Source organism: Pseudomonas sp. PP3, from assembly GCF_905336995.1.
In the GTDB taxonomy this organism is placed as follows: Bacteria; Pseudomonadota; Gammaproteobacteria; order Pseudomonadales; family Pseudomonadaceae; genus Aquipseudomonas; species Aquipseudomonas reinekei.
The window spans coordinates 2,332,798-2,345,530 of sequence record NZ_HG995459.1 but is presented as its reverse complement, the minus strand read 5'-3'; the positions used below and the strand labels follow the sequence as shown (position 1 = coordinate 2,345,530).

16 protein-coding genes and 2 pseudogenes are annotated in these 12,733 nt (G+C 59.1%); 7 read left to right on the top strand and 11 right to left on the bottom strand.

The window, feature by feature from the left end; all coding sequences use genetic code 11:
* Positions 1–9: 9 nt before the first annotated feature.
* The 4 genes from KHO07_RS10795 to KHO07_RS10780 all read right to left on the bottom strand — a co-directional run bounded on the left by KHO07_RS10795 (position 10) and on the right by KHO07_RS10780 (position 2,460).
* Positions 10–447, bottom strand: coding sequence for a DUF3995 domain-containing protein (locus KHO07_RS10795; protein ID WP_212627179.1), 438 nt, complete (start codon positions 445–447; stop codon positions 10–12).
* Positions 448–672: 225 nt separating this feature from the next.
* Entirely contained in the window at positions 673–1,689 is a 1,017-nt protein-coding gene (locus KHO07_RS10790) for an ABC transporter substrate-binding protein (RefSeq protein WP_212627178.1), read from the bottom strand.
* A gap of 118 nt (positions 1,690–1,807) precedes the next feature.
* Positions 1,808–2,011, bottom strand: coding sequence for a hypothetical protein (locus KHO07_RS10785; protein WP_150735059.1), 204 nt, complete (start codon positions 2,009–2,011; stop codon positions 1,808–1,810).
* Entirely contained in the window at positions 2,011–2,460 is a 450-nt protein-coding gene (locus tag KHO07_RS10780) for a hypothetical protein (RefSeq protein WP_075949006.1), read from the bottom strand. The genes KHO07_RS10785 and KHO07_RS10780 overlap by 1 nt, the downstream gene beginning before the upstream one ends.
* Between KHO07_RS10780 and KHO07_RS29375 the strand changes: the two genes are divergently transcribed.
* The 4 genes from KHO07_RS29375 to KHO07_RS10765 all read left to right on the top strand — a co-directional run bounded on the left by KHO07_RS29375 (position 2,455) and on the right by KHO07_RS10765 (position 3,909).
* Positions 2,455–2,580 carry a hypothetical protein gene (locus KHO07_RS29375; RefSeq protein ID WP_263597133.1) on the top strand — a complete coding sequence of 42 codons (126 nt, stop codon included), beginning with the start codon at positions 2,455–2,457 and terminating at the stop codon, positions 2,578–2,580. The two genes, KHO07_RS10780 and KHO07_RS29375, sit on opposite strands and share 6 nt — an antisense overlap.
* Before the next feature lie 312 nt (positions 2,581–2,892).
* The gene (locus KHO07_RS10775) at positions 2,893–3,141 is read left to right on the top strand and encodes a hypothetical protein (protein ID WP_212627177.1); all 249 of its coding nucleotides are present in this window, start codon (positions 2,893–2,895) and stop codon (positions 3,139–3,141) included.
* A gap of 160 nt (positions 3,142–3,301) precedes the next feature.
* Positions 3,302–3,532: a hypothetical protein gene (locus tag KHO07_RS10770; RefSeq protein ID WP_212627176.1), complete on the top strand. Its 231-nt coding sequence runs from the start codon at positions 3,302–3,304 to the stop codon at positions 3,530–3,532.
* Positions 3,533–3,669: 137 nt separating this feature from the next.
* The gene (locus KHO07_RS10765) at positions 3,670–3,909 is read left to right on the top strand and encodes a DUF2789 domain-containing protein (RefSeq protein WP_075949004.1); all 240 of its coding nucleotides are present in this window, start codon (positions 3,670–3,672) and stop codon (positions 3,907–3,909) included.
* Between the two features lie 5 nt (positions 3,910–3,914).
* Here the strand turns inward: KHO07_RS10765 and KHO07_RS10760 are convergent, their stop codons facing one another.
* The 4 genes from KHO07_RS10760 to KHO07_RS10745 form a co-directional block, all read right to left on the bottom strand.
* Positions 3,915–4,118 carry a hypothetical protein gene (locus KHO07_RS10760; protein WP_150735062.1) on the bottom strand — a complete coding sequence of 68 codons (204 nt, stop codon included), beginning with the start codon at positions 4,116–4,118 and terminating at the stop codon, positions 3,915–3,917.
* Between the two features lie 217 nt (positions 4,119–4,335).
* On the bottom strand, positions 4,336–5,940 hold the full coding sequence (locus KHO07_RS10755) for a methyl-accepting chemotaxis protein (RefSeq protein WP_212627175.1): 1,605 nt from the start codon (positions 5,938–5,940) through the stop codon (positions 4,336–4,338).
* 247 nt (positions 5,941–6,187) lie between these two features.
* A complete protein-coding gene (locus KHO07_RS10750) occupies positions 6,188–6,592 on the bottom strand; it encodes a TraR/DksA family transcriptional regulator (protein WP_007907888.1) in 405 nt (134 codons plus the stop codon).
* Positions 6,593–7,052: 460 nt separating this feature from the next.
* Positions 7,053–7,985 (bottom strand): hypothetical protein, encoded by a 933-nt coding sequence (locus KHO07_RS10745; RefSeq protein WP_150735064.1) that lies wholly within the window; start codon positions 7,983–7,985, stop codon positions 7,053–7,055.
* 267 nt (positions 7,986–8,252) lie between these two features.
* Here KHO07_RS10745 and KHO07_RS10740 point away from each other — a divergent pair, with 267 nt between their 5' ends.
* Both KHO07_RS10740 and KHO07_RS10735 read left to right on the top strand, forming a co-directional pair.
* Positions 8,253–8,936 carry a response regulator transcription factor gene (locus KHO07_RS10740; RefSeq protein WP_020796732.1) on the top strand — a complete coding sequence of 228 codons (684 nt, stop codon included), beginning with the start codon at positions 8,253–8,255 and terminating at the stop codon, positions 8,934–8,936.
* Positions 8,914–10,307: pseudogene (locus KHO07_RS10735) on the top strand (HAMP domain-containing sensor histidine kinase). Before KHO07_RS10740 ends, KHO07_RS10735 begins: the two are co-directional and overlap by 23 nt.
* Positions 10,308–10,446: 139 nt before the next feature.
* Here the strand turns inward: KHO07_RS10735 and KHO07_RS10730 are convergent.
* The 3 genes and pseudogenes from KHO07_RS10730 to KHO07_RS10720 all read right to left on the bottom strand — a co-directional run.
* A complete protein-coding gene (locus KHO07_RS10730) occupies positions 10,447–10,857 on the bottom strand; it encodes an SRPBCC family protein (RefSeq protein WP_212627174.1) in 411 nt (136 codons plus the stop codon).
* Between the two features lie 27 nt (positions 10,858–10,884).
* Positions 10,885–11,682 carry an SDR family oxidoreductase gene (locus tag KHO07_RS10725; RefSeq protein ID WP_150735067.1) on the bottom strand — a complete coding sequence of 266 codons (798 nt, stop codon included), beginning with the start codon at positions 11,680–11,682 and terminating at the stop codon, positions 10,885–10,887.
* A gap of 70 nt (positions 11,683–11,752) precedes the next feature.
* Positions 11,753–11,860: pseudogene (locus tag KHO07_RS10720) on the bottom strand (aldo/keto reductase); the annotation flags it as partial.
* Between the two features lie 507 nt (positions 11,861–12,367).
* Between KHO07_RS10720 and KHO07_RS10715 the strand changes: the two are divergent.
* Positions 12,368–12,655: a DUF6124 family protein gene (locus tag KHO07_RS10715; protein WP_212627173.1), complete on the top strand. Its 288-nt coding sequence runs from the start codon at positions 12,368–12,370 to the stop codon at positions 12,653–12,655.
* Positions 12,656–12,733: the final 78 nt, after the last annotated feature.

The following is a 12,733-nucleotide window of genomic DNA, read 5'->3' as shown; positions in this document are numbered from 1 at the left end:
CAGCCAGCCTTAAATCCAGGCCACGGCCAACAATCCACTCCCCAACACCACACACAGCGGCGAGTAAACCCAGGTATCCCACCGGGCAAACCTCGAGCCTTTGATCTCTTTGAAAAACCCCACCAGTTCCGAATCGCCGATTGCCCGGGCGAACAGTAAGAGCGCAATCGCACTGATCACCCACTGCAACATTTGATGATGCACTTGCGGCAGCCACCAGCCGACCCGCAAACACACCAACAGGGCAATCACCATAAGGGCTGCAGCCACCAGCAGCGTGAGCCAGCCTCGCGACTTGAAGGCCGGGCGCAGTTGCGTGCCGCCCTCCTGTGGCACTTGAGGAACGGCCGCCACCGCGGCCCATTCGCCGCCCAGCGCCCAATAAACGTGAACCAGAGCAATCGCCGCAAATATCGTCACCAGCCATTGAGCCAACGCAAAGGTCATGGTTGAGGATCCTTGAAAGGGATTTGGTCAAATCATCCTAGTCGGCATTTTTTGATGTGCACGACCGTTGGTGCACAACCTGACAAACGTGGGACTGACGCCGAAAAAAGCATCGCGAGCAGGCTCGCTCCCACAGGAGTTATTCAGTGATCACAGATTTTGCGAACGACCGGGAACCAATGTGGGAGCGAGCCTGCTCGCGATGGCGGTGTCAGACTCGCCGCATCACTTCAACTCGGCTGACACTTTGTCCGCCACATCCTGCGGCACCCAGGCCTTCCACACATCCGGATGCTTCTTCATGAAGTTCTCGGCTGCCTGACGCGGTGCGGTGTGTTTCTCGCTCATCTCCGCCAGCGCCTTGTTCAACGGATCAATCGGAAAGTCGACCTTGGCGAAGAACTCGGCAATCTGCGGATACTGCTTCTGGAACGGCGTGGATACGCCAATGGACAGCTTCGAGGGCAGCGAACGGGTGGGTTGGGGATTGGGGTTGTCGGCGTCGGTCAGGGTTTTCCAGGCTTCGGCGTCGAAGGGCGGCTCTTCAAGCTGGATCAGCTTGAAACGACCGAGCAAGGGCGTAGGCGACCAGTAGTAAAACAGCACCGGCTTGCCGCGGCGGATCGACGAGCTGATCTCGGCATCCAGTGCCGCACCGGAACCGCTGCGGAAATTCACATAGCTGTCGTCCAGCCCATAGGCCTTGAGCTTCTGCTTGTTGACCACTTCCGAGGTCCAGCCAATGGGGCTGTTGAGGAAGCGTCCCTTGTTCGGCGCTTCCGGGTCCTTGAACACGTTCTTGTATTTGGGCAGGTCGCTGACACTGCGCAAGTCCGGCGCCATCGGCTTGATGCCCTTGGCCGGGTCACCCTTGATCACGTACTCCGGCACCCACCAACCTTCGGTGGCACCCTTGACCGTATCGCCGAGGCTGACGACCTTGCCTTCCGCCTCGGCCTTGACCCACACCGGACTGCGTCCGGCCCACTCCTCACCAATGACCTGAATGTCATTGTTGGCCAGGGCGGTTTCCAGGGTAATGGTCGTGCCCGGCAGCGTGTCGGTCGGCAGCCCGTAGCCCTTCTCGACAATGATCCGCAGGATGTCGGTGATCAGGCTGCCGCTTTCCCAGTTCAGATCGGCGAAATGAATGGGCGCCTGGGCGGCCAGGACCGGAACGGGAGACGCCAACAAACCGCAAGTGGCCAGGACCGCGGCCAGCAACCGTCGAAAACCTTTCATGCTTTTGCACCTCGTGCTGTTCACAGCAATCGCAGGATGGCCTGGCAGAAGACCGCGAAGCCTCTGAATAATCAGTCAACTGACTGTAGTAGAGGTTCCTGCTTTCGAGGGGCATGGATCAGTTTTCAGAAATTTCCTGCAAGCGCACCAGCTCTCTTCTGACCATGCTGGCGTAGGCCGCCGGGCGCAGCGCGTAGATCTGTGACGCCACCCAGTTCAGCCACGCTCCCTGCAAAACGGCTTTCTGCTCGAACAACCGCAGGGCTTCGGCTTGGGCGCCAGCCTGGTTCTGTTCGTGGAAGTCGGCGCGGGTCTGGGTCATTACTCGCTGGCCTTGAAGGTCACCAGCTCGCCTTTGCGCCATTTAGCGGCTTTGGCGGTTACCGCTTTCAGGGTTTTGGTCAGGCCTTCCTGTAACTGCTGGTGGGCGGCAAATACCGTGACCACGCTATGACCTTCCTTGAACAAAACGGCCTGGCCGTCGGCGGTGGTGACAAACGCGTAGTCGCCCAGGCCATAGACCGTCAGTTTGATTTCACGGAATTTGATTTCCAGCTTGCCGCCTTCACGGCTGGGCAACACCGAAGCGCTGAAATGATCGCCGACCTTGAGCTTGAGTCCCGGTTTGTCATCCACCACCAGTGCTGACTCGGTGTCGATTTCGGCAACGTAGATGCCTTCAGCATTCTGCTCGGTGATGTAGACGAAACGTGACTGAAACTGCTTAACCAGCTTTGCGCGCAAATCACCCAGAACGAACAAAGCATGCATATCGAGATTACTTACTGCCAAGGAAACATCCCCACATCTAAAAATGATGCTGCACGCGAAAAAAGCGCACAGCCGAAAAAGGCGGCAATGCCGAAAATGAAACCAAAAGACCCGGGTTGAAAGCCTGAATGAGTAGAGGACTCATCCATCACAAGACTTGAGCAGACTACTGGAACGTCGCTCGTGTCGCCTTGCCTGGTGTTCGTCAAAGGTTGAAGGAAAACGCCTTTCTTACAGCCAGAGAAATACGGACTATCAACTTCAGGGAAAAAACTCTTAAAAAAAAGCACTTTTCTTACATATCGCCAGCCGAAAATTGCTTTAGATAACCATCAATCACCCACCAGTGAGGGTGATTCTAGAGCAGCGATGCTCACCGAGACTACCCATAACGACGTACATACGTCGGCAAAACAACGAAAAGGACTTCATATGTGCACGCTGACACACTTCGCCCACCCGCAACTTTCCTGCTCCGGCAACCCTTCGGCCCTGTTTCCGGTGGCATTGCCTGACCCTGACACGCACCTGCCGGACCATCAACCGCCGAGGTTTCAGGTGATTCTGGCCGGGAATGCGTTCTTTCATATCAAGGAAATTTCCACGGGGCATGTAAGAGGTTTTCGGGGTAATCACAACGACGCCTGCGCCCTCGCCCGCTCGCTTGAGTCGCGCAGTTGATCTCTTTACCGCGCTTCATCCTTGAAACGTTTCGTCATGCCGGCGACTTAACTCAGCCGCCGGCCTGCAACTGCTGCCATACTGCCCGACCAATCAAACGCGTCCCGCCAAAGAGGACGACGTTGAACACAACAATATATTTCCAAGGGAAGGCTGCGACGTGACGGAATTTGATATCGGCGAGTTTTTTATCCGGGGCGAAGCCAGAGAAGTCGAAGGCGAGTTCCAGGCAGTGATAGTCATGCGCGCCAAGCCACCACAAAAAGCCGTGACCTATCACCAGGTCGAGAAGGATCGCTGGTTCAAAAGTTCTGAAATTGCCGCCATCGCTGCCCAGGAATCCGCCCGGGAGTTAAAGGCTGCTGTCGACGCCGGCGCATTGAAAGCCTGATGCCCGGGTTTGTGGCGTCTATGCTCATCGCTGCGTTTGAACATCGCTTTCGAACTTACTGAAACGCTACTCGCTCAGAAGTAATGGAGCCGTAGCTCAGTCCTCGTACGCGACCGATTATCTGCAAGGAGATGAAGATGGAATCACCGACCCACGACTTGAAAGGTTTGTTCGACCAGCTCGGCCTGGATTCCACCCAGAAAGCTATCGACGATTTCATTGCCAGCCATTCACCGCTGCCCGATGACAAGAAGCTCATCGATGCCGATTTCTGGACGCCGCAGCAGGCAGGTTTCCTCAAGGAACAACTGCGCGAGGATGCCGACTGGGCGCGCGTGGTCGACGACCTCAACCTGCGCATGCACCAGGTTCACTAGCGTCATCAGTGCAGGCTGTCTGACGTTTCTGCGTTCAATTGCGCCAACCAGGCAGCCTTGCATTCCTCCGCTTCCGAGCGGCTGGAAAACGCGGTTCCCCGGCGCTCGCCATTGAGCAACACCACCCAGCAAACACTCTGCCCCAACGCCCGCAGACTGGCGGGCACACCGCTGCCGATCATCACGGCGACATCAACTTTACCTTGCATGCTGACCTTCTCACATCGTTAGCAACCTAACTATGTAGACATGTTAATCAGTCGATTCGCGTGGAAACAGCTGCGACCGTGCACAGCAGCGTTGCCAGAATCGCAACAATGCATAGCGCTATCAAACCCGTAGGAGCCGGCTGGCTGGCGACAGCTTTTTGAGGCCGCGATCGCCAGCAAGCCAGCTCCTGCGAAGGACTCTCCGCGTTGCCTCCCTTTAACGAGGACTCTGCGGCTTGTAGCCCAGTCGCAAGCCACCCCAATGCCGCCCCTTGAGCATGATCGGCACCGACAGGTCGTGCATCAGCTCACCCGTATCGCGGGTGTAGGTCTGTAGCAACACCGGTTGCTGGTGGCTGCCGCAACGGATTCCGGTGCGATCGGCGAACTTGCGTTTGGTACGGTTTTGCAGGGTGTCGACCTGGGTATCACCCGTCAGTGGCTGGCTGAAAACCGCGTTATGGGTCGGCACGTAGCCCTGCTGAGTGCAGGCGATGGCGAATACCAAACCTTCGTGGCGTGGCAGCAACGGCTCTTGAATAGTCGGCAAGACCTCATCGGTGTAGCGGTCGAAACGTGTCTGGAATTTCGTCGGGTTGGTGTTGGGGAGCGCCTGATAGTTGCGGTCGAACAGGTCGTCGAGGCTGATCCGGCCCGCCTCGATATCCGCCTCGAAACGCGCCGCAATCTGGCTTGCGCCTTCCCGGGCCAGGTCGTATACGCGCTGGTGATAGTCATCCAGGCCAACTTCGGCCAAACGCTCGCTGATGGTTTCGGCCTGGCCCTCCATCTGCACCGCGGCTTCGGCCAGGCGCCGGGTCTGCTGGTCACTGATCGCCAGGTCGCTGCGCATCTGTTCGATGGCGTGAAACAGGCTGTCGAGTTGCTCACGATTGGTGTCGGCGCCCCGGGCGATTTCCCCGACCTGACTCTCGACGCTGGCGGCCAGACGAGCGATGTTTTCCAGGTGTTGCCCGGTGTGCTCGACCTGCTCGACGCCGCTATCCAGATCGCTGGATAACTGACGGATCTGTTCCACCACCTGCGCGGTGCGGTGCTGGATGTCGGCCACCATTTCCCCGACCTCTCCCGTCGCCGTCGCCGTTCGCGCAGCGAGGCCGCGGACTTCGTCGGCGACCACCGCGAAACCACGACCGTGCTCGCCGGCGCGCGCGGCTTCAATCGCGGCGTTTAGTGCCAACAGGTTGGTCTGGCTGGCGATGGACTGGATGACCAGGGTGACGCGCTGGATATCATCACTGCGCAGGCTCAAGGCTTCGATCAGTTCACGGCTGCTATTGGCGCGCTGGCTGAGCTGGTGCATGCGCGCAATCGACTCGATCAACTCGACCCGCCCTGCTGCACCGCTCTGATGGGCCTCGCTGGCCGCACTCAACGCCTCACGACTGAGGATCGAAGTGGCCTGTTCGGTAGCGATCATGACTTCAGCGTTGCTGACGATTTGTGCGGCCGCGCCGAGTTGCGACTGCAGCTTGTCGGCCAGTTGTTTGACGGAAAAGGCTACGCCTGCGGCTGACAGCGCATTGTGACTGGTGGTGTAGGAAAGATCCCGGGTCAGGGCAGAAATGGCGCTGGACGTATCCAGTGGCGCGGTTTCGGGGGTTGCGCGCGACCGCAGGCGTGGCAGCCAGATAATCAGGATGACCAATGGCAGGCCAAGGTAAAGCGACCAGCCCCCCAGCGTCATGCCACACAGCAACAGCATCAGGGCGATGCTTTGCAGCGTCGGTGTGAACCAGCGGTTTTTCGGCAAAAACACTGGTGCAGGCACGGCCGCAACCAGAGACTCGTCTCTCGTCATCGTTGTCACCCCAAACATCTTCTAATTGTTGTCTTCGCATTAAACGCCACTATAGGGCCATTATCTATGAGCCTTTAGTCGTGGGCGTTGCAACAGATCAATAGAAGGACGGAGGTTTCTACGGACGTCGAAAAACAAAGATCGCAGCCTTCGGCAGCGCCCACAGGGTTGAGTGAACCCATGCAGGTGCTGCCGAAGGCTGCGATCTTTTCAAGGCAGCCCACGTTAAACGGGCTGCCTCACAGAATCAGGCCTGACGCTGGTGCTTGTCGATCTGCTCGTGACGCTCTTGAGCTTCGATGCAGTACTTGGTGGTCGGACTGATCAGCAGGCGCTTGAGGCCGATTGCCTCGCCGCTGTCGTCGCACCAGCCGAAGCTGTCTTCCTTGATGCGTTCAAGGGCTTGTTCCAACTGAGGCAGCATGCGCTGGTCGCGATCGATCGCGTTCACCAGCCAGGTACGCTCTTCTTCAACGGAAGCCGCGTCAGCCGGATCGGCCGGGGTGTCCAGGCTTTCGATGGCGATGCGATTCTGTTCGATGCGCTCATGGGTTTCGACTTTCATGTTCTGCAACAGCTCGCTGAAAAAAGCATGTTGCTCGGCGTTCATGTAGTCATCCGCCGGCATGGCCAGCAACTTGTCCTTTGTCATTGATATCTCTATAAAAAAACGTGCATTAAGGCGAATTAGGGAGCGTTCCGGCAGACCTGGACGGGTCATCGGAAAGGCGCCGTTTATACCAAGCGCCACCCGGCACTCAATTTACGAGGGGCGGCAGTCTAAGGCCGAGTGGAGGCCTCAGCAACTGAAAAGACAGCGAATTTGTCCGACAAAGCCTCGAAAATGCTCTATGGCAGGCTTTGAGGTGGATATCGGAGTGCGTTTATAGCAAGAAATTCAATCCGGCACAGGTATATAGAAGATAAACGGCTGTGTTTGCACATTCCCTGTACCGGCCCTGCATAAACAAATCGCCGCTTCTACCAAAGGCAGAAGCGGCAGAGGCACAAGCCTCAGTCGATCAATGCATGAACAGAGCGATCAGAATGATGATCGGGATCGGTACGCCGAGAAAGAACAGCAGTAATGAACGCATGATGATTCTCCTGTTTTAACGAATCGTTGGGGTGGCTGCGTAGGTATCGGTTTCCAGGTACACCACGGCATCCCGGCGACGACCACCGAAGGTCGCGGCAAGGCTGGCGAAGAACGCACCGGCCAACAGGGCTACAAACATCCAGAGGGTGGTCCAGGCGGCGACTTTGGCGGCAGTGTCAGCCGCTTGCTGCGCAGCCAGCTTGGCGTCGGCCACGGCTTTTTGCGTGCGGGCATAGACTTCATCGACACGACGTTCCGCGTCCGCTTGCGTCAAATTCGTCCGTTGCGACACCAGTTGCGCCAGATAAGCCCGATCTTCGGCGGCCAGTTGCCCGTCATTGCTCAGGGAACGCACGAAAATCCGCGTCACCGTGCCCCTCGCCGCGTCATCGCTGACGGCGGCTGGACGATCATCGCGGAACAGGCTGTCAATGTAGTAACCGTATTGATCGCTATCGGTGTTGCCAGCAGCGGCCCCCGCCGCTTGCGTGGCAGCCGTGGCGGCACCGCCGACCATGTTTGCCCCTGCCTGCACCCCGCCGCTCACCAGGCTGCTGACCGAGCCCGCGACCAATGTGGCCGTCACCAGCGTCGCCACGCACCAGGCGAGAAAGCCATGGGCGGTGTCGCGGAAATACACTTCATCGCCATGCATGTACGCCCACTTCACCCGCAGCCGCCCGGCGATGTAACCGCCGGCGCCGGAAGCGATGATTTGTGTGACGGCCAGCCAGACAATGGTCGAAATACCCAGGCCCTTGGCGCTTACGCCTTCATTGGCCCACGGCGAGACCGCCGAGAATCCCAGGCCGAAACCCAGCAGCACAAGGATCAGCGATAACGCCGCGGCAGCCGCGGCCCCGGCGAAAATCGCCCCCCACGACACGCCGGACAGCGTCGTCGATTCGTCTTCGGCAGGATAGAAACCATCAGAGGATCTATTCATTGTTATATCGCTCCAGGCAGAAAAATGGTGTTACAACTCTCGAGGGAGCATTTGCAGACACCGTGCCAGTCGAGCGCTCTGCGTAAAGCCAATGTTTTCAGTGAGATACAAAGTTTGAACTTCGACAATTCTTGCAATATGCAATGAATGGGCAGACTCAGCGGGTTTTATGCATTAAAGCGTCCATGAACTTTTATTTAGAAAGCCTGCGATCATTTCTTGGCAAAATGCCCCACAACGTTGTGAACATTTAATCAGGCCAATTCCATGACCCGCATCTTGACCATCGAAGACGACGCCGTGACCGCCCGTGAAATCGTCGCCGAATTGAGCAGCCATGGACTCGACGTCGACTGGGTCGACAACGGCCGTGAAGGGTTGGAACGTGCGGTCAGCGGAAACTATGACCTGATCACCCTCGACCGCATGTTGCCCGAGCTCGATGGCCTGGCGATTGTCACCACGCTGCGGACCATGGGCGTGGCCACGCCGATCCTGATGATCAGCGCCCTTTCCGATGTCGATGAACGCGTTCGCGGCTTGCGCGCTGGCGGTGACGATTACCTGACCAAGCCGTTCGCCACCGATGAAATGGCCGCCCGGGTTGAAGTGCTGCTGCGTCGGCAGAACACCGTGACCGCCCAGGCCACCACGTTGCGGGTGGCGGATCTGGAACTGAACCTGATCAGCCACGAGGCCAGCCGCGACGGTCAATTGCTCACGCTGCTGCCCACCGAATACAAGCTGCTGGAATTCCTCATGCGCAACACCGGGCAGATCCTGTCGCGGATGATGATTTTCGAAGAGGTCTGGGGCTACCACTTCGACCCCGGCACCAACCTGATTGACGTGCACATCGGCCGCTTGCGCAAAAAGATCGACCCGCCTGGCAATGTCCCATTGATTCGAACCGTGCGAGGCTCGGGTTATGTCATTGCCGAACCCGTCTAAAGGCTGGCGCTCTTCCAGCAGTCGCTTGCTGGCGCTCTACAGTGCGCTGTTCGTGGCCTGGAGCGGCATTCTGATGGGGGTCATGTACTTCGAGGTGTCCGCTTACCTGGACAACCTGGCCAAGCATTCGCTGATGCAGCGCCAGCATCTGTTTTCGCGTTTCCAGGGCGAACAACTGGTGGACGCCCTCGCCGTCAGCATGACCTTCGACATCCGCGGCATCGACGGCTATGGCCTGTTCGATCAGCAGCGCCGCTACCTGAGCGGTGCGCTGGACCACATTCCCCATGGCCTGCCGCTGGACGGCAAGATTCACATGCTCAGCGATTGTGCCGACTCCGACGACCCGACGCTGCCCAATGACAGCTGCGACGCCGTGGCGACCCAGACCCGGGACGGCCTCCTGCTGGTGCTGGTGCGCGACAACGGCTCGCTGTTCGCCGTCACCCGGATCATTCTGCACGCGTTGTTCTGGGGCGTGACCCTGACCATCCTGCCGGGCATCGTCGGTTGGCACTTGTTGCGCCGCCGTCCGCTACGGCGGATCCGCGCGATTCAGGCCAGCGCCGAAGCCATCGTCGCCGGTGACCTTACCCGACGCTTGCCGCTGTCCAATCGCCGGGATGAGCTGGACATGCTCGCGGCCATCGTCAACGCCATGCTCGAACGCATCGAACGCCTGATGCACGAGGTCAAAGGCGTTTGCGACAACATTGCCCATGACCTGCGCACGCCCCTGACCCGCTTGCGCGCTCAGCTTTACCGCATGCAGCAACAGGCCGGTGAAGGTTCGGCGCAGGCGGCGCAACTGGATCTGGTATTGGGCGAGGCCGACACATTGATGGCGCGGTTTCGTGGCTTGCTGCGGATTTCCGAACTGGAGGATCGCCAGCGCCGTTCCGGCTTCGTGCAACTCGATCCGGTGTCGTTGCTGCAGGAACTGCATGAATTTTATCTGCCGCTGGCGGAAGACGACGGCCTGACGTTCGAGCTGCAGTTGCCTGAATCATTGCCGCCGCTGACTGGCGATCGGGCCTTGCTGTTCGAAGCGCTGGCCAATCTGCTGAGCAACTCGATCAAATTCACCCCGCCCGGCGGCCAGGTGATTTTGCGCGGGATCGACGCAGGCGGACACACCCGCATCGAAGTGCTGGATTCCGGCCCGGGCATTCCCGAGGCTGAGCGCGAAGCGGTATTCCAGCGCTTCTATCGCGCTGAGGCGGGGAATCTGAAAAGCGGTTTTGGCTTGGGCCTGTCGATCGTCGCGGCGATTGTCAGCCTGCACGGGTTTACGCTGGAGGTGGGCCGCAGCGAGATGGGGGGGCGCGGTTGGTGCTCGACTGTGAGCAGCGTTTGATTGCCCAGAGCTGAATATTAAAAAATCGCAGCCTTCGGTAGCGCCTACAGGTGTACACACCACTCTGTAGAAGCCGGCTTGCTGGCGATCGGGCCTATGAACACTGCGCCCACCTAAGACTGCCATCGCCAGCAAGCCGGCGCCTACAAGTGATCAGGCTGGATAGTTAGCCCGCAGCGCCTCGAGGCCACCCTGGTAGATCCCGGTAAACAACGCCTCTACTTCCTCGTTACTCACGCCTACCGGTTCAAACCGGCCGGACCATGTAACCCGAGCCCCGTCGCCCTGCGCTTCAACCTTGATCGTTGCCAGGTATTCGGTCGCCGGAAACGGTGCCTGCAAAATCGAGTAGCTGTATGTCTTGGCGGCGTTGTCGAACGTTTGCAGGCGTTCGACCACCACCCCTCCGTCCGCCGTTTGCAGGCTACGCACGCGCCCGCCTTCGCTCAGCTCGCTCTTGGGTATGAACGGCAGCCAGTCCGGCAGCGAGTTGAAACCACCGATCAATTGCCAGACCTGATCGGCCGAAGCCGGGATGTCGATGATTGCTGATGCAGTTGCCATGTAATGCGCTCTCTCAATGAATAAGGTTCAGATGGCCATGCTGTCGACAACGCCGCCGTCGACTCGCAACGCAGCGCCCGTGGTGGCCGAGGATAGCGGCGAAGCAATGTACGCCACCAGGTTCGCGACTTCATCGACATGGGCGACGCGCTGGATGATCGAGGTCGGCCGCGCCTCACGCACGAAGGCGTCGGCTTCCTCCTGGAGGCTGCGACCGGACGCGGCAATGGCATCCTTGAGCATCAACTCCACGCCATCGGTCAACGTCGGGCCTGGCAGGATCGCATTGACCGTCACCCCGGTGCCCGCCAGCCGCTTGGCCAGTCCGTGGGACACCGCCAGGTTGGCGCTTTTGGTCACGCCATAGTTGAGCATGTCGGCCGGAATGGCGATGCCGGATTCCGAGGACAGGAAAATCACCCGCCCCCAGCCCTGCTTGACCATGTCCGGCACGTAATGCCGGGACAGGCGTACACCGGAAATCACGTTGATTTCGTAAAAGCGCGTCCACTCGCTGTCGGGCGTTTCAAAGAAATCCACCGCGTTGAAGATCCCGAGGTTGTTCACCAGAATGTCCGCTCGCGGCTCGGCGGCGAACAGTTTTTCCGCGCCTTCAGCCGTACCGAGGTCAGCGGTCAGTCCACGCAATTGAGCACCAGGCACCTGCTCGCGAATGCTCGCCAAGGCCTGCTCGACCTTGGCCGACTCGCGACCGATCACTACCACCGTGGCGCCGGATTCGGCCAGCGCCTTGCTGATGCCCAACCCGATGCCAGCGGTGCTGCCGCTGACAATCGCCAGTTTTCCACTCAAATCGATTTTCATGTTCAGGCTCCAATGATTGGCAATGGTGCACGCTCGGACACCCGTTTCGCATCGCGCAGCGCATGCCACCATCCAACAAGCGCTGCGAGGTGCGGTCATGGTCGAGAACAGTGTAGCGACCCGCCAGCAGAAAACCGTCTGGCTGCGCTTCGCTCAGATCAAGGGTCAATTCACACGGTGCCCCTGTGGCGAGGGAGCTCGCTCCCGCTGGGTCGCGCAGCGGCCCTAAACCCTGCAACCTCGGTCATTCAGGCACACCGCATACGCAGGGTTTACGACTGCTGCGCAGCCGAGCGGGAGCAAGCTCCCTCGCCACAGGGTTTAGGGCAGCCGTTCGAGGTTGTTTAACGGCTGTCAGCGTTACTTCATGAAAGCTACAACGCCTTGCGCCGTTGCCTACGCTTACGCCAGAATCCGCCGGCTTGTGCGCCTTGGGGCCGGGTTCTATCGTTGGCCGGTCGCTGAATAACAGCGATGGGGTTTGGTAGCCCGGCCATACACAAGGCGCACAGCGTCACCTTTTGCAGGTGTTATTTACCCCTGCATTAATGGTGGTCATACGCAGGGCACCTTCGGGTGCGCCGGGTTTTCCTTGTGTGCCGGTCTACCAACCTGCGTATGGCCATCACCCATCGTTTGGTAGCGAAGGGGTTGGCTCCTTCATTTTTCACAAGGAGCTCCATCCATGCCCAAAGCCACACTCAACCCACCCGACCACATCCCCTCCGCCGCCGACATCCGCGCCACCCCACGCACACTCTGCACGATGTACGTCATCGACCCACAAATCGACGTCGAAACCCTGCTGGGCGACGCGTGCGAATCACTGGCCTCGGCCCATGTCATGACGCTGGATCTGGCGGATCGTATCGAAGGATCAAGTCGCAACACCCTGCTGGGCATCGCCCAAGTCATCATGCTCGGCGAACTGGCAGTGAACCGCGCACTGGACCGCATCGACCCACCTGCATAAACGCAATCCCCTGTGGCGAGGGAGCTTGCTCCCGCTGGGTCGCGCAGGGTCCCAGCCCTGTGATCGTGGTCACTGGTC

What these genes read in the sequence shown, in the direction of transcription:
- KHO07_RS10750 (WP_007907888.1), bottom strand. Translation starts at nt 6,592, where the DNA reads ATGACAAAGGACAAGTTGCTGGCCATGCCGGCGGATGACTACATGAAC.
- KHO07_RS10715 (WP_212627173.1), top strand. Translation starts at nt 12,368, where the DNA reads ATGCCCAAAGCCACACTCAACCCACCCGACCACATCCCCTCCGCCGCC.
- KHO07_RS29375 (WP_263597133.1), top strand. Translation starts at nt 2,455, where the DNA reads ATGCATATCGAGATTACTTACTGCCAAGGAAACATCCCCACATCTAAA.
- KHO07_RS10790 (WP_212627178.1), bottom strand. Translation starts at nt 1,689, where the DNA reads ATGAAAGGTTTTCGACGGTTGCTGGCCGCGGTCCTGGCCACTTGCGGT.
- KHO07_RS10775 (WP_212627177.1), top strand. Translation starts at nt 2,893, where the DNA reads ATGTGCACGCTGACACACTTCGCCCACCCGCAACTTTCCTGCTCCGGC.
- KHO07_RS10745 (WP_150735064.1), bottom strand. Translation starts at nt 7,985, where the DNA reads ATGAATAGATCCTCTGATGGTTTCTATCCTGCCGAAGACGAATCGACG.
- KHO07_RS10760 (WP_150735062.1), bottom strand. Translation starts at nt 4,118, where the DNA reads ATGCAAGGTAAAGTTGATGTCGCCGTGATGATCGGCAGCGGTGTGCCC.
- KHO07_RS10785 (WP_150735059.1), bottom strand. Translation starts at nt 2,011, where the DNA reads ATGACCCAGACCCGCGCCGACTTCCACGAACAGAACCAGGCTGGCGCC.
- KHO07_RS10780 (WP_075949006.1), bottom strand. Translation starts at nt 2,460, where the DNA reads ATGCATGCTTTGTTCGTTCTGGGTGATTTGCGCGCAAAGCTGGTTAAG.
- KHO07_RS10755 (WP_212627175.1), bottom strand. Translation starts at nt 5,940, where the DNA reads ATGACGAGAGACGAGTCTCTGGTTGCGGCCGTGCCTGCACCAGTGTTT.
- KHO07_RS10730 (WP_212627174.1), bottom strand. Translation starts at nt 10,857, where the DNA reads ATGGCAACTGCATCAGCAATCATCGACATCCCGGCTTCGGCCGATCAG.
- KHO07_RS10725 (WP_150735067.1), bottom strand. Translation starts at nt 11,682, where the DNA reads ATGAAAATCGATTTGAGTGGAAAACTGGCGATTGTCAGCGGCAGCACC.
- KHO07_RS10795 (WP_212627179.1), bottom strand. Translation starts at nt 447, where the DNA reads ATGACCTTTGCGTTGGCTCAATGGCTGGTGACGATATTTGCGGCGATT.
- KHO07_RS10765 (WP_075949004.1), top strand. Translation starts at nt 3,670, where the DNA reads ATGGAATCACCGACCCACGACTTGAAAGGTTTGTTCGACCAGCTCGGC.
- KHO07_RS10740 (WP_020796732.1), top strand. Translation starts at nt 8,253, where the DNA reads ATGACCCGCATCTTGACCATCGAAGACGACGCCGTGACCGCCCGTGAA.